The organism is Corynebacterium hindlerae (genome assembly GCF_014117265.1).
GTDB classification, from domain to species: Bacteria; Actinomycetota; Actinomycetes; order Mycobacteriales; family Mycobacteriaceae; genus Corynebacterium; species Corynebacterium hindlerae.
In genome coordinates this window covers 426,957-449,512 of record NZ_CP059833.1, presented here as the reverse complement: position 1 = coordinate 449,512, position 22,556 = coordinate 426,957, and the positions used below count along the sequence as shown (strand labels likewise).

Annotated in this window: 24 protein-coding genes; 13 read left to right on the top strand and 11 right to left on the bottom strand. The window is 58.3% G+C overall.

Going from position 1 to position 22,556, the window contains the following annotated elements; all coding sequences use genetic code 11:
* Positions 1-41: 41 nt before the first annotated feature.
* Both HW450_RS02175 and HW450_RS02170 read right to left on the bottom strand, forming a co-directional pair.
* Positions 42-659, bottom strand: a complete 618-nt coding sequence (locus HW450_RS02175; protein ID WP_182386399.1) for a response regulator — start codon at positions 657-659, stop codon at positions 42-44.
* The gene (locus tag HW450_RS02170) at positions 656-1,780 is read right to left on the bottom strand and encodes a sensor histidine kinase (protein ID WP_182386398.1); all 1,125 of its coding nucleotides are present in this window, start codon (positions 1,778-1,780) and stop codon (positions 656-658) included. Before HW450_RS02170 ends, HW450_RS02175 begins: the two co-directional genes overlap by 4 nt.
* Positions 1,781-1,891: 111 nt before the next feature.
* Between HW450_RS02170 and HW450_RS02165 the strand changes: the two genes are divergently transcribed.
* Positions 1,892-2,773 carry a CPBP family intramembrane glutamic endopeptidase gene (locus HW450_RS02165; RefSeq protein WP_182386397.1) on the top strand — a complete coding sequence of 294 codons (882 nt, stop codon included), beginning with the start codon at positions 1,892-1,894 and terminating at the stop codon, positions 2,771-2,773.
* A 60-nt stretch (positions 2,774-2,833) separates the two neighbouring features.
* On the opposite strand, the gene HW450_RS02160 is transcribed toward HW450_RS02165, so the two are convergent.
* Positions 2,834-3,418: a class I SAM-dependent methyltransferase gene (locus HW450_RS02160; RefSeq protein WP_182386396.1), complete on the bottom strand. Its 585-nt coding sequence runs from the start codon at positions 3,416-3,418 to the stop codon at positions 2,834-2,836.
* A gap of 146 nt (positions 3,419-3,564) precedes the next feature.
* On the opposite strand from HW450_RS02160, the gene rpsP reads away from it, so the two are divergent.
* Positions 3,565-4,071, top strand: coding sequence for a 30S ribosomal protein S16 (rpsP, locus tag HW450_RS02155; protein WP_182386395.1), 507 nt, complete (start codon positions 3,565-3,567; stop codon positions 4,069-4,071).
* Positions 4,072-4,129: 58 nt separating this feature from the next.
* On the opposite strand, the gene HW450_RS02150 is transcribed toward rpsP, so the two are convergent.
* From HW450_RS02150 to HW450_RS02135, 4 genes are read right to left on the bottom strand one after another with little or no spacing between them, the layout of a single operon-like run.
* Entirely contained in the window at positions 4,130-5,800 is a 1,671-nt protein-coding gene (locus HW450_RS02150) for an ABC transporter family substrate-binding protein (protein ID WP_182386394.1), read from the bottom strand.
* A 31-nt stretch (positions 5,801-5,831) separates the two neighbouring features.
* On the bottom strand, positions 5,832-7,853 hold the full coding sequence (locus HW450_RS02145) for a dipeptide ABC transporter ATP-binding protein (RefSeq protein WP_182386393.1): 2,022 nt from the start codon (positions 7,851-7,853) through the stop codon (positions 5,832-5,834).
* Positions 7,854-8,894: an ABC transporter permease gene (locus tag HW450_RS02140; protein ID WP_182386392.1), complete on the bottom strand. Its 1,041-nt coding sequence runs from the start codon at positions 8,892-8,894 to the stop codon at positions 7,854-7,856.
* An 8-nt stretch (positions 8,895-8,902) separates the two neighbouring features.
* Entirely contained in the window at positions 8,903-9,886 is a 984-nt protein-coding gene (locus HW450_RS02135) for an ABC transporter permease (RefSeq protein ID WP_182386391.1), read from the bottom strand.
* A gap of 218 nt (positions 9,887-10,104) precedes the next feature.
* Between HW450_RS02135 and rimM the strand changes: the two genes are divergently transcribed.
* From rimM to HW450_RS13210, 3 genes are read left to right on the top strand one after another with little or no spacing between them, the layout of a single operon-like run.
* The gene (gene rimM / locus HW450_RS02130; protein ID WP_182386390.1) at positions 10,105-10,590 is read left to right on the top strand and encodes a ribosome maturation factor RimM; all 486 of its coding nucleotides are present in this window, start codon (positions 10,105-10,107) and stop codon (positions 10,588-10,590) included.
* Positions 10,590-11,387 (top strand): tRNA (guanosine(37)-N1)-methyltransferase TrmD, encoded by a 798-nt coding sequence (trmD, locus tag HW450_RS02125; protein WP_182386389.1) that lies wholly within the window; start codon positions 10,590-10,592, stop codon positions 11,385-11,387. The genes rimM and trmD overlap by 1 nt, the downstream gene beginning before the upstream one ends.
* Positions 11,387-11,635, top strand: coding sequence for a helix-turn-helix domain-containing protein (locus HW450_RS13210; protein WP_407926289.1), 249 nt, complete (start codon positions 11,387-11,389; stop codon positions 11,633-11,635). Before trmD ends, HW450_RS13210 begins: the two co-directional genes overlap by 1 nt.
* On the opposite strand, the gene HW450_RS13205 is transcribed toward HW450_RS13210, so the two are convergent.
* The 4 genes from HW450_RS13205 to HW450_RS02100 form a co-directional block, all read right to left on the bottom strand.
* Positions 11,632-11,742 (bottom strand): SDR family oxidoreductase, encoded by a 111-nt coding sequence (locus tag HW450_RS13205; RefSeq protein ID WP_407926264.1) that lies wholly within the window; start codon positions 11,740-11,742, stop codon positions 11,632-11,634. The two genes, HW450_RS13210 and HW450_RS13205, sit on opposite strands and share 4 nt — an antisense overlap.
* Before the next feature lie 83 nt (positions 11,743-11,825).
* A complete protein-coding gene (locus HW450_RS02110; RefSeq protein ID WP_407926288.1) occupies positions 11,826-12,263 on the bottom strand; it encodes an SDR family NAD(P)-dependent oxidoreductase in 438 nt (145 codons plus the stop codon).
* 82 nt (positions 12,264-12,345) lie between these two features.
* Positions 12,346-13,065, bottom strand: a complete 720-nt coding sequence (locus tag HW450_RS02105) for an ASCH domain-containing protein (RefSeq protein WP_182386386.1) — start codon at positions 13,063-13,065, stop codon at positions 12,346-12,348.
* Positions 13,066-13,126: 61 nt separating this feature from the next.
* On the bottom strand, positions 13,127-14,233 hold the full coding sequence (locus HW450_RS02100) for an asparaginase (protein WP_182386385.1): 1,107 nt from the start codon (positions 14,231-14,233) through the stop codon (positions 13,127-13,129).
* A gap of 527 nt (positions 14,234-14,760) precedes the next feature.
* On the opposite strand from HW450_RS02100, the gene HW450_RS02095 reads away from it, so the two are divergent.
* From HW450_RS02095 to dprA, 8 genes are all read left to right on the top strand, one after another.
* On the top strand, positions 14,761-16,992 hold the full coding sequence (locus HW450_RS02095) for a Tex family protein (RefSeq protein WP_407926263.1): 2,232 nt from the start codon (positions 14,761-14,763) through the stop codon (positions 16,990-16,992).
* Between the two features lie 129 nt (positions 16,993-17,121).
* Complete coding sequence (gene rplS, locus HW450_RS02090; RefSeq protein ID WP_182386384.1) at positions 17,122-17,463, top strand: 50S ribosomal protein L19; 342 nt, start codon at positions 17,122-17,124, stop codon at positions 17,461-17,463.
* A gap of 153 nt (positions 17,464-17,616) precedes the next feature.
* A complete protein-coding gene (lepB, locus tag HW450_RS02085; RefSeq protein WP_182386383.1) occupies positions 17,617-18,342 on the top strand; it encodes a signal peptidase I in 726 nt (241 codons plus the stop codon).
* Positions 18,339-18,965 carry a ribonuclease HII gene (locus HW450_RS02080; RefSeq protein WP_182386382.1) on the top strand — a complete coding sequence of 209 codons (627 nt, stop codon included), beginning with the start codon at positions 18,339-18,341 and terminating at the stop codon, positions 18,963-18,965. Before lepB ends, HW450_RS02080 begins: the two co-directional genes overlap by 4 nt.
* Positions 18,962-19,267 carry a DUF2469 domain-containing protein gene (locus HW450_RS02075; RefSeq protein WP_182386381.1) on the top strand — a complete coding sequence of 102 codons (306 nt, stop codon included), beginning with the start codon at positions 18,962-18,964 and terminating at the stop codon, positions 19,265-19,267. The genes HW450_RS02080 and HW450_RS02075 overlap by 4 nt, the downstream gene beginning before the upstream one ends.
* Before the next feature lie 154 nt (positions 19,268-19,421).
* On the top strand, positions 19,422-19,763 hold the full coding sequence (locus HW450_RS02070) for a YraN family protein (RefSeq protein ID WP_182386380.1): 342 nt from the start codon (positions 19,422-19,424) through the stop codon (positions 19,761-19,763).
* Positions 19,750-21,234, top strand: a complete 1,485-nt coding sequence (locus HW450_RS02065) for a YifB family Mg chelatase-like AAA ATPase (RefSeq protein ID WP_182386379.1) — start codon at positions 19,750-19,752, stop codon at positions 21,232-21,234. Before HW450_RS02070 ends, HW450_RS02065 begins: the two co-directional genes overlap by 14 nt.
* Positions 21,224-22,387 carry a DNA-processing protein DprA gene (gene dprA, locus HW450_RS02060; RefSeq protein ID WP_182386378.1) on the top strand — a complete coding sequence of 388 codons (1,164 nt, stop codon included), beginning with the start codon at positions 21,224-21,226 and terminating at the stop codon, positions 22,385-22,387. Before HW450_RS02065 ends, dprA begins: the two co-directional genes overlap by 11 nt.
* The last annotated feature ends 169 nt before the right edge of the window (positions 22,388-22,556 follow it).

Genomic DNA, 22,556 nt, shown 5'->3' with positions numbered 1-22,556 from the left:
GAAGTTGTCCCATTGCAGGCAGTTTTAAGGACATCTCAGAGTCAAAAATCCGCCAATACTTTAATAGCCACCTGCACGCGGTTGGTGCAGTCGAGTTTTTCCATGATTCGAGCGATGTGCGTCTTCACGGTGGACATCGACAGATAAAGCTCAGCTGATATTTCTTGGTTGGTCTTCCCTGCAGCAATGAGCTGGGTAACTTCCCGTTCCCGTTCGCTCAAGGTAGACACTCCAGGATCAACCGGACGGGGTTGTGCTTGGTTAAGTAAGTCTTGCAACACGGCAGGGGATAGCAGCGTTTGTCCGGCAGCTGCTGCATGGATTGCAGCTAGCAATTGGCGGGGCGGAGTCGTCTTCAGCAGAAAACCAATTGCGCCTTCTTGAAGGGCAGCCAGCACGTTCGCTTGGGTATCAAAAGCCGTCAGAACCAGGACCTCAGTATCCGGGAAGGTAGCCTTGATGCGGGGGAGTGCTGCCAAACCATCCATCTCAGGCATGCGTAGATCCAGTAAGAGCACGTCACATTCGCGCGCTAATGCGAGAGCTTCTTTGCCGTTGCTGGCCTCTCCACTACACACGAGATCGGGTGAGGAGTCGACGAGCATCCGCAGGCCATGGCGCATGAGCTCTTCATCGTCGGCAATGCCCACCCGGATCATGGCAGCTCCAAAGTAACGGTGAATGGATTCGTGCTCACGGCAAGACTACCGCCACTCAATTCTGCTCGTTCAGTAAGACCAATGAGACCAACACCGTGTGGTCCTTCAGCTGCTGCTCCAGGATTGCTTACTGATACGCGTAGTTGTGGCACCGAAGTAATGGAAATATGCACTGGGGCGCCCGGAGCGTGCTTTCGGGCGTTGGTGAGACATTCTTGCAGCATGCGATGCACCGTGTGCTGTGAGGTAGTGCTGAGGCTCGCCAGCTTTTGTTTGCCTTCCGAATCGATGCTCAAGGAGACTTCCATTCCGGCGTTGCGCGCTTGCGCCACCACGTCTTCTGCGTTCAGTCGCGGATCCACAGCTTCTGGTTCCGTGCGGAGTACCGACAAAACTTCGTGCAGGTCAGCGACCGCCGCCGCTGCTTGTTCCCGGATGGTCGCAGCTTCGCGTGCCCGATCCTGCTCGTCCAGGTCCGGCCGCATCTCGAGCACCCCCGCGTGCACCGAAATGAGGCTGAGTCGGTGAGTGAGCGAGTCATGCATGTCCCGAGCGACGCGCAGCCGCTCGTCGTGGCGCGCGCTCAGTTGCGCTTCCTGCCATGCCACTTCTTCTGCTTCTCGACGCTTACCTCTGCCGATCCCAATCAGCAGGCATACCATAATCACCACGCAACTCAAGCCGAAAGCTGGGATAACTTCGGATTTGTCCGGGTCCGCGATGAGGCTGCCGATTGCCCCGCAGACTCCAGCTGCCGCGGCAAGTGCTGCCCACCGCATGGAACGTCGAGAAGCTAGCTCAATGATGGCGAATAAGCCTGCATAGACACCGAGTGCCCCGAAAGTACCGAGGAAGATCGTGGTGGTGGCAACTACATATTGAGCGGGATGCTCGCTGCGTACACCACGAAGTACAAAAGGCAGGCCGGCCAGGCTGAGTAGACCGGCAGGTATCTGCAACGTGAGATACGCAATTCGCGGAACCGTGTAGGAATCGGGGAAGGCACCTAGGTCCTGAAAATCAAAGGTCGCCGGCCACATGAACAAATAGGTGAGAAGGCCGAAAATAATGCAAGTGAATGTGGCCATCACCCACGGCGGGCGGAGGGCAGGGGCGGTCATGGAGCATAACTTTAGCCGGTGCGCGGTTTCGTCGGTGTCGGCCGAAAGTACGAAAAAGACTGGACACTTGCCCGATGTCGTGGATGAGCATAGCCTGCGAACCTTTAGAACATGTCCTATTTCATTCAAGCCCACCGACGTTGGTGGCATCCTTTGGTAGAGATTTTGTTGGTGCTCGTACTTTGGCCGATCTTCGTGACGATTAGCCTCGGCGGTATTGAACTCGTTGCTTGGCAGTTTGGTGCCGGAGGCTTCGTCGATCGTGGTTTTGCAGAGCCAATGGATATGTATCAAGTAGAAGTCTGTACCGCGATGCTAGTGATGCTGGCGGCTGGTTTGCCGGCTTCGATGCTTGCGGCTCGGATAGTGCGCCGTCGGCGGTGGAAGAGCATTTTCGGGATGACCGGCTCGTTTGACTGGAAGCTATTCCTTACCGGGGTGTGCGTGGTACTGCCCTTGGCCTTGCTATCCGTGAGCGCGATGTGCCTTGCGGGGCCTTCGCGCTCAGTGAGCGTTAACGTTCCACTGCTCCTGGCCTGCATAGCGCTGGTACCAGCGCAATCGATGGCGGAAGAGATTGTCTTCCGCGGGGTGCTCGGGCAAGCCTGCGGCAAGTGGGCTAGATCGTGGATTGCAGCCGTGGTCATTCCACTCCCATTGTTTGTTGTTGGGCATGAGTACTCCTGGATAGGATTGCTTGCTATCGCGTGGTTTGCGTTGTGCGCTGGCTTTTTAGCGCAGCGGACCGGCGGGTTAGCAGCACCCATGGCTCTCCATGTGGGAAACAATCTAGGCTTCTTCATGTTTGGCGCGGTGGGGCTTAGTGATCTCAACCAATCCCAAGTCTCAGCCGTCGAAGCTGGTATCGACGCAGTGTTTTGTACCGTCGCTACCGCGGTGTTGCTTTACATTCATCGAGCGTTTCAGAATAGGTCTGTGAGAAACACGGGGAATGGGCAGCCTCACTACCGGGTACGAGGAGCCGATCAATAATCACGGACAAAAGATGCCAAAGCACATGGAGAACGTCGACCTATTTAGATTGAGGTTCGATTAGAGTTTGTCCCATTCGATGCTGTAGCGGTAGTGCCGACGGCGCCGAATCCGGGCGCCGGGCAAAACCCTTTCGGCTTGGCGTTTGATTTCTGCGTAACTTTCGATAGGGTCTGTCATGGCCACCGGCGGGTCGGATTTGCCGCGCACAGCTGTCTCAATGGTTTCGGGCAACCAGCCCAGCACGGCGAGGGTCCAATCCAGGGGAGTGGCAATCCGGTGTAGCCCGAGGATGTAGACCTTCCCGCCGTCGTTAAGCAGGCCCATCATTTTCGTCAGGGCAGCGGTGGTGTCCATGTGGTGCAGCGATGCGACGGCGACGATGTAGTCAAACGTCGGGAGCTCCATGGTGAGGAAGTCGCCATGCAACGTGGTCGCGTGCTGCGCTGCCGAAGCCAGGGCCACAGGATCTGGGTCAATGCCCCATAGGTCATCGGACCGGGAAAGAAGCTGGCCTAGCAGGGCTCCCGTGCCGCATCCAACGTCGAGGGTGCGGGCGCCATCGCGGGGCATCGCGCGCACTATCTCAGGGTAGAAGGCCGAGTTGTGATTCCAGAAAGGGGCGTTTTGGTTCCCAGTGAGCATGTGGTCTAGACTAGTTGAGTCCTGCGTAATTTCCGCCCCCGGCCCTGGCCGAACGGAGACGTCACACGCAGACCAAATGAAGGGTTGAACCGGCCGTGTTAAAAGAACACGGTGTCTGTACTGCCCAGTGACTAGAAGGAATATACATGGCTGTTAAGTTCAAGCTGCAGCGTATGGGCAAGATCCGTACCCCGCACTACCGCGTTGTTATCGCTGACTCCCGTACCAAGCGTCAGGGCAAGGTTATCGAGAACATCGGTATCTACGAGCCAAAGGCTGAGCCATCTGTCATCAAGATCGACTCTGAGCGCGCTCAGTACTGGCTTTCCGTTGGCGCACAGCCAACCGAGGCTGTTCTGGCTCTGCTGAAGGTCACCGGTGACTGGCAGAAGTTCAAGGGCATCGAGGGCGCTGAGGGCACCCTGAAGGTTGCTGAGCCTAAGCCATCCAAGCTGGACCTGTTCAACCAGGCTCTTGCTGAGGCTGCTGAGGGCCCAACTGCTGAGGCTATCACCGAGAAGAAGCGCAAGGCGAAGGAAGAAGCTGAGGCTAAGGCAAAGGCTGAGAAGGAAGCTGCTGAGAAGGCTGCTGCCGAGGAAGCTGAGAAGGAAGCTGACGCCGAAGAGGCTGCTGCAGAAGAAGCTGCAGAGTAAATTCCTGTTATAACAAAAAGACCGCATCTTGTTAACAGATGCGGTCTTTTATTATTGGCTACTTCTTCCAGCCAACGGTTTCCACAGGGGTCACCTGGAAGCCCGTCTTGACAGCGTTGGCCAGGCCTTCCTTGGTGATGGCCATGGTTGGGCCGTTGTACATCGGGATGATGCCGTAGCGCTGAAGCGCTTCGACCTCGAGTTCATTGCCGCGGTCGATCTGTTCCTTCTGGGTTGGAAGCTTCTGCATCTCGCGGATCTTCTCATCCAGCTCTGGCGTGCCGGTACCGGACTTGTTCAGCTCAGAGTTAGCCAGGTAGGTCTGGCCGAAGTACGCCATGCCGTATGGGTCACCAGCGGAGAAGCCCATTGGGAAGAGGTCGAAGTCGCGTTCCTTCGACACCTGGGAGAACTCGTTGGATGGGCGCTGCTGGATCTGCAGGTCAATGCCCACATCCTTGAGCATCTTCTGGGTCGCCTGGGACATTGCACGGAAGACCTCAGCGTCGCCAATCAGCACGTAGCGGATAGTGAGCTTCTGGCCGTCCTTTTCGTAGATGCCGTCCGCACCCATGGTGTAGCCGGCTTCTTCCAGCAGTTTCTTGGCCTTTTCAGGGTCGGCCTTCGGGACGATGGAGCCGAAGTTGTCCTTGTAGACGTCAGTCTGGAACTGGTAGAGCTGCAGGGAGCCAGGGGCCTTCTCCTCGTACGGGATGCCATTGAAGCGGATCTTGCCGATCTGCTCGCGGTCAAGAGCGTTGGCGATGGCCTCGCGGACCTTGATGTCGCTGAGCATTGGGGACTGGCCGTTCAAAGTGAACAGCGAGGTGGAAGCCATAGGGCCGACGATCTGTGTGGTGTTCGGCATATCCTTCAGCGCAGAGTATCGTTCCTTGTTACCGTTGCCGGTGACGTCGATTTCGCCGTTCTTGAAGGCGTTGAGGGAAGCGCTGGATTCCATCTGACGGAACACACGCTTATCCAGCTTGCCAGGGCGGCCCCACCACTTTTCGTTCTTCACAAAGGTGGCCTCGCCCTTGTTGAAGTCCACGTTCTCCACCTTGTATGGGCCAGCGCCCCATTCTGGGTGGACCTTCTTCAAGTAGTCGTTGTAGTTTGCAGGCTCAGCGACCGTTGGGTGAACCACGGTGTTGAACAGGCCCTGCCACCATGGGTACGCGCCGTCGAACTCAACAACAGCTTCCTTGTCGGATGCGCCCTTGGTCACGGACTTGATTTGCTCGTAACCATCAGTAGAACTTGGGGTGTACGCCGGGTCCTGGCCATTGGAGATCTTCCAGGTTGCCTCGATAGCGCGCCAGTCGATAGGGGTGCCGTCGTTGAACGTGGCCTTGTCGTTGAACACGAAGGTCACCTTCGTGTTGTCGCCGTCCTTTTCTTCCTTGACGTCGGTCAGGTACTCCTTGTTAAAGGAGTACTCGCCCTTTTCATCGAACAGTGCTAGCTGCGGGTTGTACCACGTCCACAGATCCGAGGTGTAGCGGGTGCCGTCTGCGTGGAACGGGTTTTGCTGCGGGGAGATCTCTTCGATAGCGGTGGTGATAATGCCACCATCTTTGATGTCCTCGTAAGCTACCACCTCGTTGGTGGACTTGGTGATGTCCACCTTCTCGGCATTGTTCGCATCGCCGCCACCGCCACATGCAGTGAGGGAGAGGGCGCCAACGGCGATGAGGGCCGCCAGCGGGCGGGTGAGTGTGCGTCGCATAAGCGTCGTCCTTTCTTTAGGGTTGGTAAAACTAACGGTGATGGCAAGCCACGAACTGGTCCATGCCCGGCACTTGGTGCATAGCCACCGGGCGCTGGCACACTGCCTGTTCATCAGGTGCCAGCGTCTGGTGCAGCGGGCAACGGGAGATGAACGGGCAGCCAGGCTCGGCGTCCGTCGCAGCTTTGGTCGCGGACACGGTGGTTTCCTGCAAAATGATGCGCTTTCGGAAGCGCTCAGCCGCCGGGTCAGCCAGCGGAATAGCAGAGAGCAGCGCCTGGGTGTAAGGGTGACGGGGGTCGTCGAAAAGCGCGTGCGTCTCGCCCTGTTCGACGAAGCTGCCGCGGTACATCACGGCCACGCGGTCGGAGATGTGCCTGACGACGGACAGGTCATGCGCTACGAAGAGGTAGCTGACGCCGAGTCGGGCTTTAAGATCTGCAAGAAGATTGAGCAGGCCAGCCTGAATGGAGACGTCGAGGGCGGAGACCGGCTCGTCGAGGACAATCAGTTTCGGTTTAGCTGCGAGGGCACGGGCGACATTGATGCGCTGGCGCTGACCACCGGAGAAGTGGCCGGGGAAGCGGTCGATGTGTGCCGGGTTGAGCCCGACGAGCTCCATTAGTTCGGAGACACGCTCGTCGTGATCACCCTGGTAGCCGAGGGCCTGCAGCGGTTCTTTGAGGATCTCGGAAATCGTCAGACGCGGATCGAGGGCGCCCATCGGATCCTGGAACACAATCTGGATGTCTTTGCGAGCGGCCTTGCGGGCAGCCCTGGAGAACTCGGCTGCGTTCTTGCCACTGAGGACAATAGTGGAGCCGTCGGCAGGCGCGAGCTCCATGATCTCCAGCAGCGTAGTGGTCTTACCGGAGCCGGACTCGCCCACGATGGCGAAGCACTCGCCTTCCTTGATGTCAAAGCTGACCTGGTTAACGGCCTGCACTTCGCCTACCTGGCGCTTGAGCAGGGATCCCTTCATGATCGGGAACGTCTTGTTCAGATTTTCCACGTGCAGCACGTCCGCGCGTTCTTCGCGCGGGACCTTGGCGAGGGTGTCGCTCGCGAGTTCAGGGACTGGGTAAATCGCGCGGTCAGTTAGGTCCTTGACGCAGGCGATCTGATGAGCTTGCGAGCCCGGTACTGGACGCAGCTTTGGTTCGCTGACCAGGCACTCCTCGGAGGCGATAGGGCAGCGCGGGGCGAAAGCGCACTCGTCGGGGAGATCCACCACAATCGGCGGGTTTCCCTTGATAGTGGTGAGCACGCCTGATGGGGAATCGAGCTTCGGGATCGAATCCAGCAGGCCGATGGTGTACGGCATTTTCGGATTGCTAAACAGCGTATCCACATCCGCGTGCTCGACTGGGCGTCCCGCGTACATCACCAGCACGTCGTCGGCCGTGCCAGCGACAACACCCATGTCGTGGGTGATCATGATGGTGGCTGCGTTGGTCTCGCGTTGCGCCACCTTGATCAGGTCCAGGATCTGTGCCTGGATGGTGACGTCGAGGGCCGTGGTTGGTTCGTCGGCGATGAGCACCTGGGGGTTGTTCGCGATCGCGATGGCGATGACCACACGTTGGCGCATGCCGCCAGAAAACTCGTGTGGGAAGGACTTGGCGCGGCGCTGTGGCTCAGGGATACCCACCAGATCGAGCAGCTCTACGGCGCGATTCCACGCCTGCTGCTTGGAGACCTTGTTATGGGCCAGAATCGCTTCCACAATCTGGTCACCGACGGTGAACACAGGGGTGAGGGCAGATAGCGGGTCCTGGAAGATCATGCCGATTTCGTTGCCACGCACTCGGGCCATCTCGTGGTCGGATAGGCCCAGCAGTTCGCGACCGTTGAGCTTGACGGACCCGGTGCATTGCGCGTAGCCGGGCAAAAGGCCCATGATCGCCATGGAGGTCACGGACTTGCCTGAGCCGGACTCACCAACGATCGCCAGCGTCTTACCTGGTGCGAGGTCAAAGTTAACGCCACGAACGGCGTTGACCACGCCAGCTTCAGACGGGAAGGACACTCGAAGATCAGTTACCTGCAACATTTACGCACGACCTCCGGCGTTGGAGTTGGGATCGAGGGCATCGCGCAGACCATCTGCGATAAATGCCATGGACACGGTGAGACAGGTGAGCACTGCGGCAGGGAAGTAGAACTCCCACGGCGAGGACTGCAAGGAGTTGGCTCCCGAGGACAGCAGAGTACCCAGCGAAACATCGGGGATCTTCACACCCAGGCCCAGGAAGGACAGGCCCGTCTCGCTCATGACGGTAGAGACCACACCCAGCGTTAGGTTGATGATGAGCAGGGATCCGATGTTCGGGATCATATGGCGGACCACCGTGCGGAAAGGAGAGACTCCCATGTACCGCGCGGCCTTGATGTATTCGCGTTCACGTAGCGAAATACACATGGACCAGATCACGCGGGAGTAGTACACCCATCCAAACAGGATGAGGACGACGGTTAGCACCTTCCAGTCGCCACCGGAACCGGACACCATCAGTGCGATGAGCAGGAACGATGGGATCACGAGCAGGAAGTGGATGATGCTGAGGATGACGCGCTCCGGGCGCCCGCCTAGCAGGGCTGCTGCTGCGCCGACGAAGGCTGCGATGGCTGTGGTAGCGCAAGAGACGATCACAGCAATGGTGAGAGAGCGACCGAGGCCGTGGACCACCATGGCAAAGAGGTCAGTGCCGGAGGACGAGGTGCCAAACCAGTGCTCGGAGCTCGGTGGCTCGGACAGCGCCAGAAAGTCGGGTTCGTCAAAAGCCCACGGAGTGACAAAGCTGCCGAACAAAGCGATCACTACCAGACAAAGGAAGATAATGGTGCCCACGACGGCCAGCTTGTTGCGTAGGAATCGGCGCAGGTACAGCTGGAATTTCTTCATCGGACGCTTAGTAGCGATGCGGGTAGTTTCCTCGAATTCCTGGGCCGCGACCACTTCTTCTTCGCGGGCGTTAATTAGTCCGGTCGCAGGCAAGGGCACGGCCCCGGCGGTGTAGTCACCTGTCGCGGCGACACCCTCTGCGAGGTTTTCGGTGTGGTCATTGCCTGCGTTGCGATAATCCTTTTGCATGTTGGCTCCTAGTTCACGCGCACGCGGGGGTCGAGGATGACAACGAAGATGTCAGATAGCAGGGCGCCGACGGCGGTCATGAGCGCGCCGAACGCCGCGAAAGCGACCGTCCCGTGAATGTCATTCTTCGTGATCGTCTGGATGAAATATTGGCCCATGCCTTGCCACCCGAAGATGGCTTCGGTCATGATCGCGCCGGTGAAAATGCCAGGGATGGAAAAGGCAACCGAGGTAGCAACCGGGATGATCGAGGTACGCAGCGCGTGACGACGGATCGCCTGCTGCCGCGTGAGCCCCTTCGCACGGGCGGTGCGGACGTAATCGGCGTCGATGTTGTCCAGCAAGATCGAACGCTGCATGAAGTGGTATCCCGCATAGGAGATGATGACGAGGGATATTGTCGGAAGGACGAGGTGCTGAGCGGTATCGATCAGTCGTGGGAAGAACCCGGTGACACCCGTGGAACTTGCTCCGGTGACGAAGAAAATGTTGGTGCCAGCTGCTTTGTTAATCTCAATCGCTGCCCAGACCACACCGATCGACGCAACGACGATGTGGATGTTCATGGTAAGGATAGACAGCGTCTGGAAGATACGGTCGCCCGTCTTGTACTGGCGGGAAGCGGTGTACACGCCGATACCCACGCCAAGGACCACAGAAATAATGGTGGCAAGCAACAAAAGCTGAGCGGACACCCAAATGCGGTAGGAAATCTGGTCGTTCACCGAATCGCCGATCGGCGAGGCGCCCCAATTCCAATGGAGGACGATGTCGGTGATCCAGTTCCACCAGCGCTGGAAAATAGGCTGCTTGTCGTTGAGGTTCAACGGATCCAGAATTGCATCGACGCGCTCCTCAGGGATAGGCGGGCGGCGTCCCTCGTAATTACTTCGTGGGTCGAGGAAGGCGTTGGCGAGGAAATAGGTCAGGTTGACAGCGATAACGATCATCGCCACCCAACCGGCTGTCTTCTTCACAAGGAACTTAAACATGGTTCATATCGTCCCCAACTAATCGAATGTGTGTTGGGGCATAGTATAAACCGACTGTGAGCGTGCTAACAGTGAAATCGGAATAATTGTTTTAAGTTAAGCCAAATCGCGCTTATACTCCCAGGTGCGCTGGTTCTTTCGTGTTACTTCCGTGGCGTGAGTGCTAGGTGGGGTGTTAGCTCCAATACACAGCTTCGGTGCTGCTGTACACTAACCGCATGGAATTGATGATTGGTCGAGTGGTCAAGTCGCACGGCATCCGCGGCGAGGTCGTGGTCGAATCAACCACTGATGACCCTGACATCCGCTACGCCCTGGGCGAGGTCCTTCGCGGCAAGCAGGGGAAGAAGGAGCATACGCTCACCATCGACGCGGTGCGTGTCCACCAAGGCCGATTGTTGATTAAGTTCGCGGAAGTTCCTGACCGCACCGCCGCCGACTCCCTCCGGGGCACCAAGTTCTGGGCCGAGCCGCTTATCGACGACGATGACGAAGGTTTCTACGACCACGAACTGATCGGGCTGCGGGTAATTCACGACGGCACCGACATCGGCGAGATCACCGGAGTGACTCACGGCCCGGCACAATCGCTGCTCGAAATGGGTGATGTGCTGATCCCGTTCGTCGAATCGATCGTGCCAGAAGTTGATCTGGAGGCTGGCACCCTTACCGTTACGCCACCGGAAGGGCTGCTGGATCTGTAATGCGCCTCGACGTCATCACCATCTTCCCCGAATACCTGGAGCCACTGCGGCACGCGCTGCTTGGCAAGGCGATTGAAAAAGGCATCCTGACCGTTGGCGTGCACAACCTGCGGGATTGGACCACGGACGTGCATAAATCCGTCGACGACACCCCATACGGCGGCGGCCCGGGCATGGTCATGAAACCGACTGTGTGGGGGCCAGCACTTGACGACGTCGCTGCCGGGGTTACTGGTACTGAACTGGAGTCCGCTGCTCCGCACGTCGACAAGCCTCGGCATGACGACCTCACCGGCCGCAACTTTGCGGGCTACGCCGGCGAAACCGGGGACAAACCCCTGCTCATCGTGCCCACACCCGCCGGCCGGCCTTTTACGCAAGAAATGGCGCGACGCTGGTCCAACGAAGAACACATCGTGTTCGCCTGCGGACGCTACGAGGGCATTGACCAGCGCGTAGTCGACGACGCCGCCAATCGGTACCGCGTCGAAGAAGTCTCCATCGGCGACTACGTCCTCATCGGTGGGGAAGTCGCCGTGCTCGTCATGGCGGAGGCAATCACCCGACTAATACCCGGCGTGCTCGGCAACGCATCCTCGCACGAAGAAGACTCGTTCTCCGACGGGCTCCTGGAAGGCCCGTCCTACACCAAACCACGGGTATGGCGCGGGCTAGAAGTACCCGAAGTGCTGCTGTCTGGGAATCACAAACTAGTGGACGAGTGGCGCCGCGAGCAGTCTTTGGCGCGGACCAGGGAGCGTAGGCCGGATCTGTTGGAGGATTGTCCTAATGGGTGATGATTTGTTGCGGAAGCGGATCGGCAAAGCTCTGCGGGAGGAACGGAAGGACCCAAGGCCGAACCTTGCAGGAGGTAGCGCGCAAGGCTGCGATTTCTCCATCGCATCTGTCAGATCTAGAGCTAGGTGAAAAAGAAGGCTCTTCCGAGGTTATCCGGGGGATACTTCACGCCCTGGGTATGGAATTAGACCAGTTACTGAAGCGCGCAATGGCGCCAGATACGCCACAACTTTCGCTGGTGGCTTAAAGTCCGCCGGATACGGAAAGTACCTGGCCCGTAACCCAACGGGCAGCAGCGCTCGCAAGGAACGACACCACATTGGCCACATCCTCCGGCTGGCCATAACGTCCCATTGGGATCCTGGCTGCGATCTGTTCCCGGACCGCGGGATCTGGGTTAACAGCATGGTTGCCCGGCGTGTCAGTGGGGCCAGGTCTTAGCGCATTGACAGTAACTCCCTTGCTGCTACCTGAGTGAGAGATTCCAAAGCTGCTTTCGCCGCGCAGTATCCAGCAATACCGGGTTGGGGCATGAGTGTGTTGAGCGAAGAGATATTGATGTTCGAGGCGCCCGATGGCATCAGAGGCCCAAGCTCCTTAATGAGCATGAAAGGGGCGGTGACGCCGATCGCGAAGTTTTCCTGCCAAGACTCCAGGGATGTGGTTGTTATCGGGGAAATCTCAGTAACTGTAGTGGCGTTGTTAACTACAACATCGAAACTGTTGCCCTTCACTTGGTCAAGAAACTGATCCATTCCTTTGATAGTACTAAGGTCCGCTTGAATCGCCGTGGGAGCTGCAGATTCATTGCTATGCCAGGTGAAGGTCACATGGTAACCGTCAGCTGCGAGGCGCTGCACGATAGCCCGCCCAATTCCGCTTTTCCATACGCCCCATTGTGGGCCGGTTTGCTTCGGCAGATGCGGGATTCCGCTCTCGGCGGAAAAGTTATTAATGTTAGCGCATCGGGCCCAACTCGAAACTTACGACGTCGACCTCCGAATTTTCTTCTAATTCCGGATAATGAATATCGAGGGCAGCGTTGAGTTCCTTGAGATTCATAAACCCATCGGCGCGAGCTATCTCGTCGGTCAGCTCGTGTCTTAAGATCGTGCGGGAACTGCTTACTGTGGCCGCAAGTTCCACCACCGAGCCGTCACTTTTTTCAAACACAATCGTGGCAGGGCCTGGTACAAACGGGTCATCGACACGAATGGTTTGTTGTTTTACTCCCGAACGGATCATGCCTTCATACCCCTCCCACATGTATAGGCACTGAGGGTTTTCAGCTGCGCGCCAATCATATGGGTGAGGAAGGAGCTTACGAATTGCAAAGCTCACGAACCCATTAGGAGTGCGCACGATTGCCTTGATGTTGGGATCAAGGTCAAACAGGATCTGACGGCACTTCCCACACGGCGAGAGGACGTCACCTGCCGGTCCATATACAGCCACGACAGTTGTAACAGGGTCGTCGGCAGCAATTTCTGCATGTTTGCTGAGCGCAGAGACTTCTGCGCAGGGGCCACCGAGAAAGTGGTACACATTCACACCGAGGATGATCTGCCCAGAGGCTGTGAGTAGACCGGCTGCCACAGTTGTTGCATCTCCATTAGACGTCTGCTCCGCATGGCTGCGGACGACGCGGATAAGGTTTCTTTCTTCAGGAGAAATCATGGATGCATTATTGCAAACCCCTCCCGCCCGGGGATACCAGCCGAGTGGGAGGGGCCTTGCTTTATTCCTGAGGGAATAGTTCTTTCACGTCGGTGCCGGTGGCGAGCGCAGCAACGACGAGGATTCGGGATTGGCCCGGGCGGAGGATACCCGAACCGATCACGCCTTTCTCAGCCAGTGTGGCGCCACCGCCAGCACCGCCATAAGTTCCTTCCACCAAGCCCTTGTCCACGCGGGTAGACATCACAACCGGGATACCTTTCTCGGCAACCTCGACGATGGCATCGGCAATGTCGCCGCCTACGTTTCCAGAGCCCATACCCTCGATGACCAAGCCTTTCGCGCCAGAGTCGATCGCGGCTATGACCAGTTCGCCGGGCGCGCCGGGGTAGGCTGCGATGATGTCCACGCGTGTGCCATCCAGCTTCGTCAGTGGCAGTGGTTTCGGGCGCTTGATCTCGCCTGATGCATTGGTATCGAAGCCATCCTTGCTGGAGGCGTCCATCTTGTAGGCGCCGCGGGCCCGCAGGATCTTCCCGCCGAAGGCGATAAAGGCGCCTTTGCCTTTGTTTTTGGGATCCGTGGCTGCAGTGACCGCCAGCGTGAGGTTATCAGGGCCGTCGGTGTCAGGATCGTCAAAGGGGAACATCGAACCTGTGAGCACCACGGGCTGGTCTGCGTCCAGGAAGGTGTCAATTGCAATGGCGGTTTCTTCCATGGAATCCGTGCCGTGGGAGACGATGATGCCGGTGACCCCATCCTCCTTCAGGGTGTCATGGACCTGGCTGAGGATGCCGTCGGTGTCCTTGAGCGTCATCGCCGAAGAATCTAGCTGACTGACCTGCCGCACCTCGATGGAGAGCTTGTCCTTATCGAACTTCTCATACACCTTTTTCAGTAGCTCCTCGCCACTGACGGTGGGGACCAACGCTCCGGAGGCATCTTTCTGGCTGGCGATGGTGCCGCCGGTGGCCAGCATCACGAGCTTGCCGGAGATCGACTTGTAGTCGACTTTGTCTTTGTCCTTGTTCTTATCCTTGGCCTCGGTAGACGCTGAGGATTCCGTGGTCGACGAGGCGCCAGAATTACACGCTGCGAGAAAACCCCCAGCGGTGACTAGCGCGCTGCCGGCGAGGAAATGCCGACGAGAAAACCCGTGGCTACTCATCCTGTTTCCTTTCTATACAGTGAAGCTCACCTACGATTTAATCCCGTTCGACACATGGGTAACAGGGGTTGAGAGTTATTTCATTAACGGGAACTGTTTTACTGTTGCTTAATTGGGTGGTTCCAGGTTGTGCTGATGTTGAATTGACGATGTTTCCAGGTGGCGTTATTGAAAACCACTGACATCCAGGGATCATCGTCAAAGGATTATCGTCATGGCTTGGGTTGCTGGAGGTCGGTGTCGGGGTGGGGTGGGCTTGTCGCAGCGCTCGCTGTAGCCTTGTCGTTTCCTCTGGGGCCTATTGCTGGTTGGGTGACTGTGGGTTGTGCTGATGTTGGATTGACGATGTTTCCAGGTGGCGTTATTGAAAACCACTGACATCCAGGGATCATCGTCAAAGCAATATCGTCAAAACCCGTGAAGCCTCAGGATGCTCCAGCCACGGCGTGCCAGCTACCGCCGTGAAACCCGCTGGGGCATGGGGAGCTAACAACGGCGTCGTGAAGCGGTGCACTAAACTGGCCGGAATGATCAAGGTCATTGCAATCGAACTCGGAATCTCCGAAAACCAGGTCGAAGCCGTCCAGAAACTCCTCGATGAGGGAAACACCGTCCCGTTCATCGCGCGTTATCGCAAGGAAGTCACCGGCGGCCTCGATGACACCCAACTGCGCACCATCGAAGAGCGCCTCACCTACCTGCGCGAACTCGAAGACCGCAAAGCCGCGGTGCTCAAGGCGATTGATGAGCAGGGCAAGCTCACCGACGACCTGCGCGCGCTTATCGACGGCGTGACCACCAAAGCTCGTCTCGAAGACCTGTACCTGCCATTTAAGAAGCGTCGCAAAACCAAGGCGGACATTGCCCGTGAAGCAGGGCTTGAGGCGCTCACTGATCGGCTCGTGGCTGGCGAGGAACCTGACCTCGCTGCGTTCTACACCGAGGGGTTCGCGGACGACAAGGCAGTACTCGAAGGGGCGCGGGCGATCCTAGCGGACCGTTTCGCCATGGACGCCGACCTGGTGGGCGAGGTCCGCGACGAGATGTATCAGCGCGGATCCATGCAGGCCTGCGTGGTAGAAGGCAAAGAACAGGAGGGCGCCAAGTTCAAGGATTACTTTGAGTTTTCGGAGTCCTTCGAATCCTTGCCGTCGCACCGTATCCTGGCATTGCTGCGCGGCGAGTCCGAAGGCGTGTTGCACCTGAATTTGGACGCCGACGACGCGTTCTTTGAAGGCCTGATCAAGGATCGTTTCGGGTTGGGAGATACCCAGTGGATCAATGATGCCGTGCACTGGGGCTGGAAAACGAAACTGTATATTTCCGCAGGTCTGGACACCCGCATGCGCCTGAAGGATAAAGCTGAGGAAGGGGCGCTGGAAGTGTTCAAGAAGAACTTGCGCGACGTTCTCCTGGCTGCGCCTGCTGGCCAGCGCGCCACCCTCGGCCTGGACCCTGGCTACCGAAACGGCGTGAAATGCGCCGTGGTCGACCCGACCGGCAAAGTCTTGGACACCACGATCGTGTACCCGCACCAGCCACAAAATCAATGGTCACAGGCAGTGCAGAGGTTAGCAGGTTTGGTGGCAACCCATGGGGTAGACCTGCTGGCAATCGGTAACGGCACCGCCTCCCGCGAAACCGAGAAACTCGCTGGGGAGATCGCCTCCATGATTGCCGACGCCGGCGGCAAGAAGCCGACCCCGGTGGTGGTTTCCGAAGCTGGTGCCTCGGTGTATTCGGCGTCCAAGATTGCAGCAGAAGAATTCCCCGACATGGATGTCTCATTGCGTGGCGCAGTGTCCATCGCGCGTCGCCTGCAGGACCCGCTCGCCGAGCTGGTGAAGGTGGATCCGAAGTCGATTGGGGTAGGGCAGTATCAGCACGACGTGAACCAGACTGCGCTGGCTCGCGCCCTGGACAACGTGGTGGAAGACGCGGTGAATGCGGTCGGCGTCGATCTGAACTCTGCGTCCGCACCGCTACTTACCCGAGTGGCTGGAATCAACGGCACGATCGCAGACAACATCGTGGCCTACCGCGATGAGCATGGCGCTTTCGCGTCCCGCACCGCGCTAAAGAAGGTGCCCCGCTTGGGGCCGAAGGCATTTCAGCAGTGCGCCGGCTTCCTACGAATCAACGGCGGTAAGGATCCCCTCGATGCGTCGGCCGTGCACCCGGAGGCTTACCCGGTGGTGAAGAAGATTTCGGCAGCGACCGGGCTTTCGGTGGCCGACCTCATCGGGAACTCGAAAGTGTTGGCCGAGCTCAGCCCGAACGATTTTGCCGACGATACCTTCGGCGTCCCGACGGTGACCGACATCATCGCTGAGCTCGATAAACCGGGCCGCGACCCGCGTCCCGAATTCAAAACGGCCACCTTCAAAGAAGGCGTGGAGAAGGTGTCGGACCTGAAACCAGGAATGATCCTGGAAGGCACTGTCACCAACGTGGCTGCCTTCGGCGCCTTCGTGGATGTGGGAGTTCACCAAGACGGCCTGGTCCACGTCTCCCAGCTGGCCAACAAGTACGTCTCCGACCCCCACGAGGTGGTGCGATCCGGACAGGTGGTGAAGGTGCGTGTGCTGGAGGTCGACGAACAACGGCAACGAATCTCGTTGACCATGAAGCTGGAGGAAACCCCGCAGCACACCCGGAAACCGCGCGGCAACAAGAAGGGAAGCAGTGGACGTCGTGAAGCGCCTGCACCTGCTGGCTCTATGGCGGAAGCGTTGAAGAAAGCTGGATTTGGTCGCTAGGTGCCTGAAGTGGCATACTGCTTAGGTTGACTGTCTTCTATGGCAGCGGCGAACCATGTAGTGAATACGAACCGGTAGAGCCTAACCGCCGCCAGGTTCCTCTGTTCGGTGATTTAAAGGATTTGTTTCATGAACAAGATCGACAAGTTCGATGCAGCGTCCCTGCGCGACGACGTTCCTGCGTTCCGCGCTGGTGACACCCTCGACGTCCACGTAAAGGTGATCGAAGGTAACAAGACCCGTACCCAGCTGTTCAAGGGCGTTGTTATCCGCCGCCAGGGCGCTGGCATCCGCGAGACCTTCACCATCCGCAAGATTTCCTTCGGCATCGGTGTTGAGCGTACCTTCCCAGTACACTCTCCAAACCTTGAGAAGATCGAGGTTGTAACCCGCGGTGATGTTCGCCGTGCGAAGCTGTACTACCTGCGCAACCTGCGCGGCAAAGCAGCCAAGATCAAGGAAAAGCGTTAAGTTTTACCTGGTCAACCCCGGTTTTGCACGTTGGTGCGGCCGGGGTTTTCTCATGTTAGGACCAAGGGAGATTTAGCGTACCGATGGGAGAAATTATGCCCGCTTTGTGTCATTGCCTGTGTCATATGACTCAAAGCGCTACACTGAGTGGCTATGACGAAAGCCCCTGCTGACAAGCAGAAGAAGGAAACCCCCTGGTACATCGAGATCCCCCTCGTTGTGATTGTGACCTTTGTGATCATCGCATTGGTGCAGACGTTTATCGGTCGGCTGTATGTGATTCCGAGTCAGTCGATGGAGCCGACGCTGCATGGGTGTCCGGGCTGTACGGGTGACCGTATTTACGTGGACAAGATTGCTTACAAGCTTGGGGACCCCGAACCAGGTGATGTGGTGGTGTTCAAGGCTCCAGAGTCGTGGCAGGGCGCATTCCGCACGAAGCAGTCCGGGGGCGCGCTGTCTGGGTTGCAGAAGCTGGGTTCTTATGTGGGGCTGACCTCGACTGATGGCAATGACATGGTCAAACGCATCGTCGCTACCGGTGGTCAGGTGGTGGAATGCCAGGCGGGCGACGAGGGCGTGAAGGTTGACGGCAAGGTCATCGATTCGTCCTACCAGCTGCAGCCGCTGACCTACCCGGTGAACCCTGAGACCGGGTCTGAGGCGTGTGGTGGCGACTATTTCGGGCCGATCCAGGTTCCGGCGAACAACTATTTCATGATGGGCGACAACCGCACCAACTCCGCTGATTCCCGTTACCACCTGGGGGATCAGTACCAGGGCACAGTGCCTCGCGGCCTCATCATTGGCAAGGTGCAGGCGATTGTGCTCCCGTTTAACCGCATCGGTGCTGTTGAGGACTACGACATCCAACAGTGATCGAAGCAGCTCTTCATGCGGCCGGTTTCAGCCCCATCGTCGGGGTCGATGAGGCCGGCCGTGGTTCCTGCGCAGGACCAATCACCATTGCCGCCTGCGTCCTCCCGCAGGTTCTGCCCCCGCAGTTGGCGGGGCTCGACGACTCCAAAAAGCTCACCGCTTCCCGACGCGCCAAGCTGTTCCCCCTCATCCAAGAACACGCTTTGAGCTGGCATATCGTCCATATCTCCGCCGAGGAGATCGACCGCTTCGGTATCCAACACGCCAACATTTCCGGCATGCGCCGCGCCGTCGCCGGGCTGGATATAGCCGCTAGCTACGCGCTTATCGACGGCTTCCCCGTCCCAGGCCTTACCCAACCGCAACTGCCGATCATTGGTGGGGATGCCTTTGCACGCTGCATTTCCGCCGCCAGTATCCTGGCGAAGCACTCACGGGACCAGCTCATGCTTGATTACGCCGCCGACTATCCCGGGTACGGATTTGAATCCCACAAAGGATATGGCACGAAGGTTCACATTGATGCGGTGCGCCGTCAAGGAGGCAGCCCGATTCATCGCTATAGTTATGCCAATATTGCCCGTGCACATGGCGAATGGGAAAAGGAAAGGGATACGCAGTGAGCGCTGAAGAGCTGGAAAACTACGAGTCTGAAGTAGAGCTGTCCCTGTACCGCGAATATCGCGATGTCGTCAGCCAGTTTTCCTACGTTGTGGAAACGGAACGACGCTTCTACTTGGCCAACGCCGTTGAGTTGATCCCGCACACCACCGGCGGGGACGTGTACTACGAAGTCCGCATGTCCGATTGCTGGGTGTGGGATATGTACCGCGCTGCCCGGTTTGTCCGTTTCGTACGCGTGATCACCTATAAGGACGTCAACATTGAGGAGCTGGATAAGCCGGAGATGATCATTCCGGACTAGGTTTCGTTTGGTTGGAGCTGTCAAGCAGACAATCCTAGATGTGGCGTGAAGCTGTGGATAACGACAGTTATCCACAGCTTTTTCTTGTGCCCGGTGGGCGGTTCTTAATCGGTGTGGGACAGTGCAGTCACATAACCGGATTAAAGGGGGAGCTATGAATGAACTGGGCGTCCACGGTGAGAAGGAAGCCGCGCGCTATTTCGTGTCATTGGGTGGAATTATTGTCGGCAGGAATGTGCGATATAGCTGCGGTGAAATCGATCTAATTGTGCAGCTCGGTGGGGAGATCATTTTTGTTGAGGTGAAAACCCGCAGCAGCTGGGATTTTGGGGCCGCGGAGGCGGTAACTCCCCGGAAGTTTGCCCGCATGAAACGCGCGGCAGCTTCCTGGCTGGAGGGGCAACCCTATCGGCCAGTGCGGTTTGATGTCTTGGAATACGTCTTGGACAAAGGCGAGGTTAACCACTACGAGGGGATTGATTGTGGCGCTCGCTAAAACTCTATCCGTCAGCGTTGAAGGCGTCCGGGCACTGGTGGTGGGGGTCGAGGCAAACATCGGCCCGGGCTTGCCCGGGATGTACGTGGTGGGATTGGCAGGCGCTGCGACGAACGAGTCCAAAGACCGATTAAAGACCGCCATGATGAATGCGCATCTTCCGTGGCCGAAGACGAAGCTGGTGGTCAACCTCTCTCCGGCGGATGTGCGAAAAAGTGGCAGCCATTTTGATCTCGCGATTTGTGCAGCAGTTATGTCGGCAACCGCGGGAATCAACACGAGCGACATCATGTTTCTCGGGGAGGTCGGTTTGGATGGCAGTATCAAGCCGGTGCCAGGGGTGGTGCCCGCGTTGCTGGCTGCTAAGGAACACGGGGTGGAGACGGTTGTCATTCCCACAGGAAATGAGCAGGAAGCGTCGTTGGTGAGCTCGCCTCATGTGCTGGTGGCGGACCATATCGCTGACGTTGCCGGGTGGCTGCTCGGCAACAAGCCCCTGGATCGGCCGGTCGCATTCCAAACCCCACAACCACGTCAGCTGGATATGGCCGATGTAGTTGGGCAGCAGGATGCGAAACTGGCGGCAGAAATCGCGGCGGCCGGCGGACATCACCTGATGATGATCGGTCCGCCGGGTTCCGGTAAGTCCATGATCGCGGCCCGACTGCCCGGCATCATGCAGCCCCTTACGGAAGAACAAACTATTGAGGCCACAGCGGTGCACTCGGTCGCTGACCACACGTCGGGACCCGTGGTCGTGGCCCCGTACGTGGCGCCACATCACAGTGTGTCGGCGTCGGCGTTGCTCGGCGGTGGATCGGGCCGACCGAAACCGGGCGCTGTCAGCTTGGCACACCACGGTGTGTTGTTCCTGGATGAGGTGAGCGAGATCCCCGCCCATATCTTGGATGGTTTGCGGGTGCCGTTGGAGGGCGGGGAAGTTCGGTTGCTCCGGGGGAACCGGGAGATCGTCTTTCCTGCGCGGTTCCAGTTGGTGCTTGCTGCGAACCCGTGTCGCTGCGGGGCCGAAGATCCGGTGGCGTGCTCGTGTAGCGCAGTGGTGCGGCGCCGGTACTTAGGTAATCTGTCCGGCCCGCTCAAGGACCGTATTGATGTGCTGGTCACGATGCATTCGCAGGGAGCGGCGATTTCTGGGGAGGCTGAGCCGTCGGAGGTGATTCGACAGCGGGTAATAGCTGCTCGGGAGCGGGCGTTCGCGCGGTGGGGCGAGGTGAACTCCCGAATTGACCCGCGTCGTTTGCGCCGTGATTTCCCCGCCGACGAAGCGGGAATGGCCTACCTTGCAGCCTTGCTTGCCGACGGGCAGGTCAGTCAACGCGGGGTGGACAGGACACTCAAGGTGTCTTGGACCCTAGCGGACCTGGAAGGCCTTCCTCGACCAGGTTTGGATCACATCGCTCGAGCCATAGAGCTGCACGCTTTCGATGGGGTGGGGGCACATGCAGCGTAACCAGGCGTGGGCGTATCTCTCTCGATGTATCGAGGGGCCTAATCGACACCTCCAAGAACTGTTGGGGCAGGGGCGTGACGTGGAGGAGATCGCCCAGGGAGTGAAGAACCGGGAGGCATGGGTCGGGGAGTTGCTCAAAGTCACGCAGTCCCGGTTCACAGTGGATTCCGCTGCCCGGGATCTGGAAACGATCGACAAACTTGGTGGGCGGTTGATCACGCCTGAGGACGATGAATGGCCACGATCCGAGTTTGCCCAGGCGTTTGGGTTCGCGGCGTCGGGAAGCAGTGAACATGCTCGTTCGGTACAAGACGATGCGGTGCCACCGCACGCGTTGTGGGTGCGGGGCCAGCGACTCGATTCGTTGGTGGCCCAGTCCGTGACGGTTGTCGGGACCCGCGCGTCGAGTAGTTATGGCGCTGCCGCGACCCGGTCGTTGGTTTCAGGTCTGGTGTCGCACCAGTGGACCATCGTGTCCGGTGGGGCGCTGGGCATTGATTCAGTTGCACATCAAACGGCACTGGATGCTGGGGGACGCACAGTCGTGGTGGCGTCGTGTGGACTTGATCGGCATTACCCGGCAGCTCATACGCACATGTTTGAAAAAATCACCCATACGGGTGCGTTGATTAGTGAGTATCCGCCTGGGGTAACTCCGGCTCGGCATCGGTTCTTGACCCGGAATCGGCTGGCAGCAGCACTATCAGCCGGAACGGTAGTGGTGGAAGCGGCCTGGCGATCCGGTGCGCTTAATACGCTGACGTGGGCCGAGGGGCTGGGCAAGGTAACCATGGCTGTGCCGGGGCCGATCACGAGCATGGGGTCCTTAGGATGCCATGACCGAATCCGGCAGGGCAGAGCGCAGCTGGTGGTCAGCGCCGATGAAATTCGTCAGCTGGTGTCCTCGGTAGGCGAGGTTGATGTGGATGGGCAGTACGAAATGCTCTTTGCAAAGAACGCGGTGCAGTCGTTGTCGCGCAATGAGATGCGGGTGTTTGATGCGCTGTCGGAGAAAGCAACGCCGGCGCAACAGGTGGCAGAGGCGGCGGGCCTGACGGTTGCCTTGACCGTGCATCTCCTTGTTGACCTGGTGAAACGAGGTCTTGTTGTCCGGGATGGTGCACAGTTTCGCCGGTCGGAACTGAGTGAGTAAAAAAATATGCAACAAAACCCTTGCGTTAATGAGAGCTTGCCGTTAAAATAGGTTAGGCAAGCCTAAGTGACGGGGCCTGGAGTTCAGGACAATGACAGGCCCCACCAAACTTGAATTTGCGGATCGGTCTTGTAGCACCTCCAACTGCGCGACAATCCGCAAAGCGCTA

Coding starts and splice junctions, on each gene's coding strand:
- HW450_RS02175 (WP_182386399.1), bottom strand. CDS start 659: ATGATCCGGGTGGGCATTGCCGACGATGAAGAGCTCATGCGCCATGGC.
- HW450_RS02170 (WP_182386398.1), bottom strand. CDS start 1,780: ATGACCGCCCCTGCCCTCCGCCCGCCGTGGGTGATGGCCACATTCACT.
- HW450_RS02165 (WP_182386397.1), top strand. CDS start 1,892: ATGTCCTATTTCATTCAAGCCCACCGACGTTGGTGGCATCCTTTGGTA.
- HW450_RS02160 (WP_182386396.1), bottom strand. CDS start 3,418: ATGCTCACTGGGAACCAAAACGCCCCTTTCTGGAATCACAACTCGGCC.
- rpsP (WP_182386395.1), top strand. CDS start 3,565: ATGGCTGTTAAGTTCAAGCTGCAGCGTATGGGCAAGATCCGTACCCCG.
- HW450_RS02150 (WP_182386394.1), bottom strand. CDS start 5,800: ATGCGACGCACACTCACCCGCCCGCTGGCGGCCCTCATCGCCGTTGGC.
- HW450_RS02145 (WP_182386393.1), bottom strand. CDS start 7,853: ATGTTGCAGGTAACTGATCTTCGAGTGTCCTTCCCGTCTGAAGCTGGC.
- HW450_RS02140 (WP_182386392.1), bottom strand. CDS start 8,894: ATGCAAAAGGATTATCGCAACGCAGGCAATGACCACACCGAAAACCTC.
- HW450_RS02135 (WP_182386391.1), bottom strand. CDS start 9,886: ATGTTTAAGTTCCTTGTGAAGAAGACAGCCGGTTGGGTGGCGATGATC.
- rimM (WP_182386390.1), top strand. CDS start 10,105: ATGGAATTGATGATTGGTCGAGTGGTCAAGTCGCACGGCATCCGCGGC.
- trmD (WP_182386389.1), top strand. CDS start 10,590: ATGCGCCTCGACGTCATCACCATCTTCCCCGAATACCTGGAGCCACTG.
- HW450_RS13210 (WP_407926289.1), top strand. CDS start 11,387: ATGATTTGTTGCGGAAGCGGATCGGCAAAGCTCTGCGGGAGGAACGGA.
- HW450_RS13205 (WP_407926264.1), bottom strand. CDS start 11,742: ATGGGACGTTATGGCCAGCCGGAGGATGTGGCCAATGTGGTGTCGTTC.
- HW450_RS02105 (WP_182386386.1), bottom strand. CDS start 13,065: ATGATTTCTCCTGAAGAAAGAAACCTTATCCGCGTCGTCCGCAGCCAT.
- HW450_RS02100 (WP_182386385.1), bottom strand. CDS start 14,233: ATGAGTAGCCACGGGTTTTCTCGTCGGCATTTCCTCGCCGGCAGCGCG.
- HW450_RS02095 (WP_407926263.1), top strand. CDS start 14,761: ATGATCAAGGTCATTGCAATCGAACTCGGAATCTCCGAAAACCAGGTC.
- rplS (WP_182386384.1), top strand. CDS start 17,122: ATGAACAAGATCGACAAGTTCGATGCAGCGTCCCTGCGCGACGACGTT.
- lepB (WP_182386383.1), top strand. CDS start 17,617: ATGACGAAAGCCCCTGCTGACAAGCAGAAGAAGGAAACCCCCTGGTAC.
- HW450_RS02070 (WP_182386380.1), top strand. CDS start 19,422: ATGAATGAACTGGGCGTCCACGGTGAGAAGGAAGCCGCGCGCTATTTC.
- dprA (WP_182386378.1), top strand. CDS start 21,224: ATGCAGCGTAACCAGGCGTGGGCGTATCTCTCTCGATGTATCGAGGGG.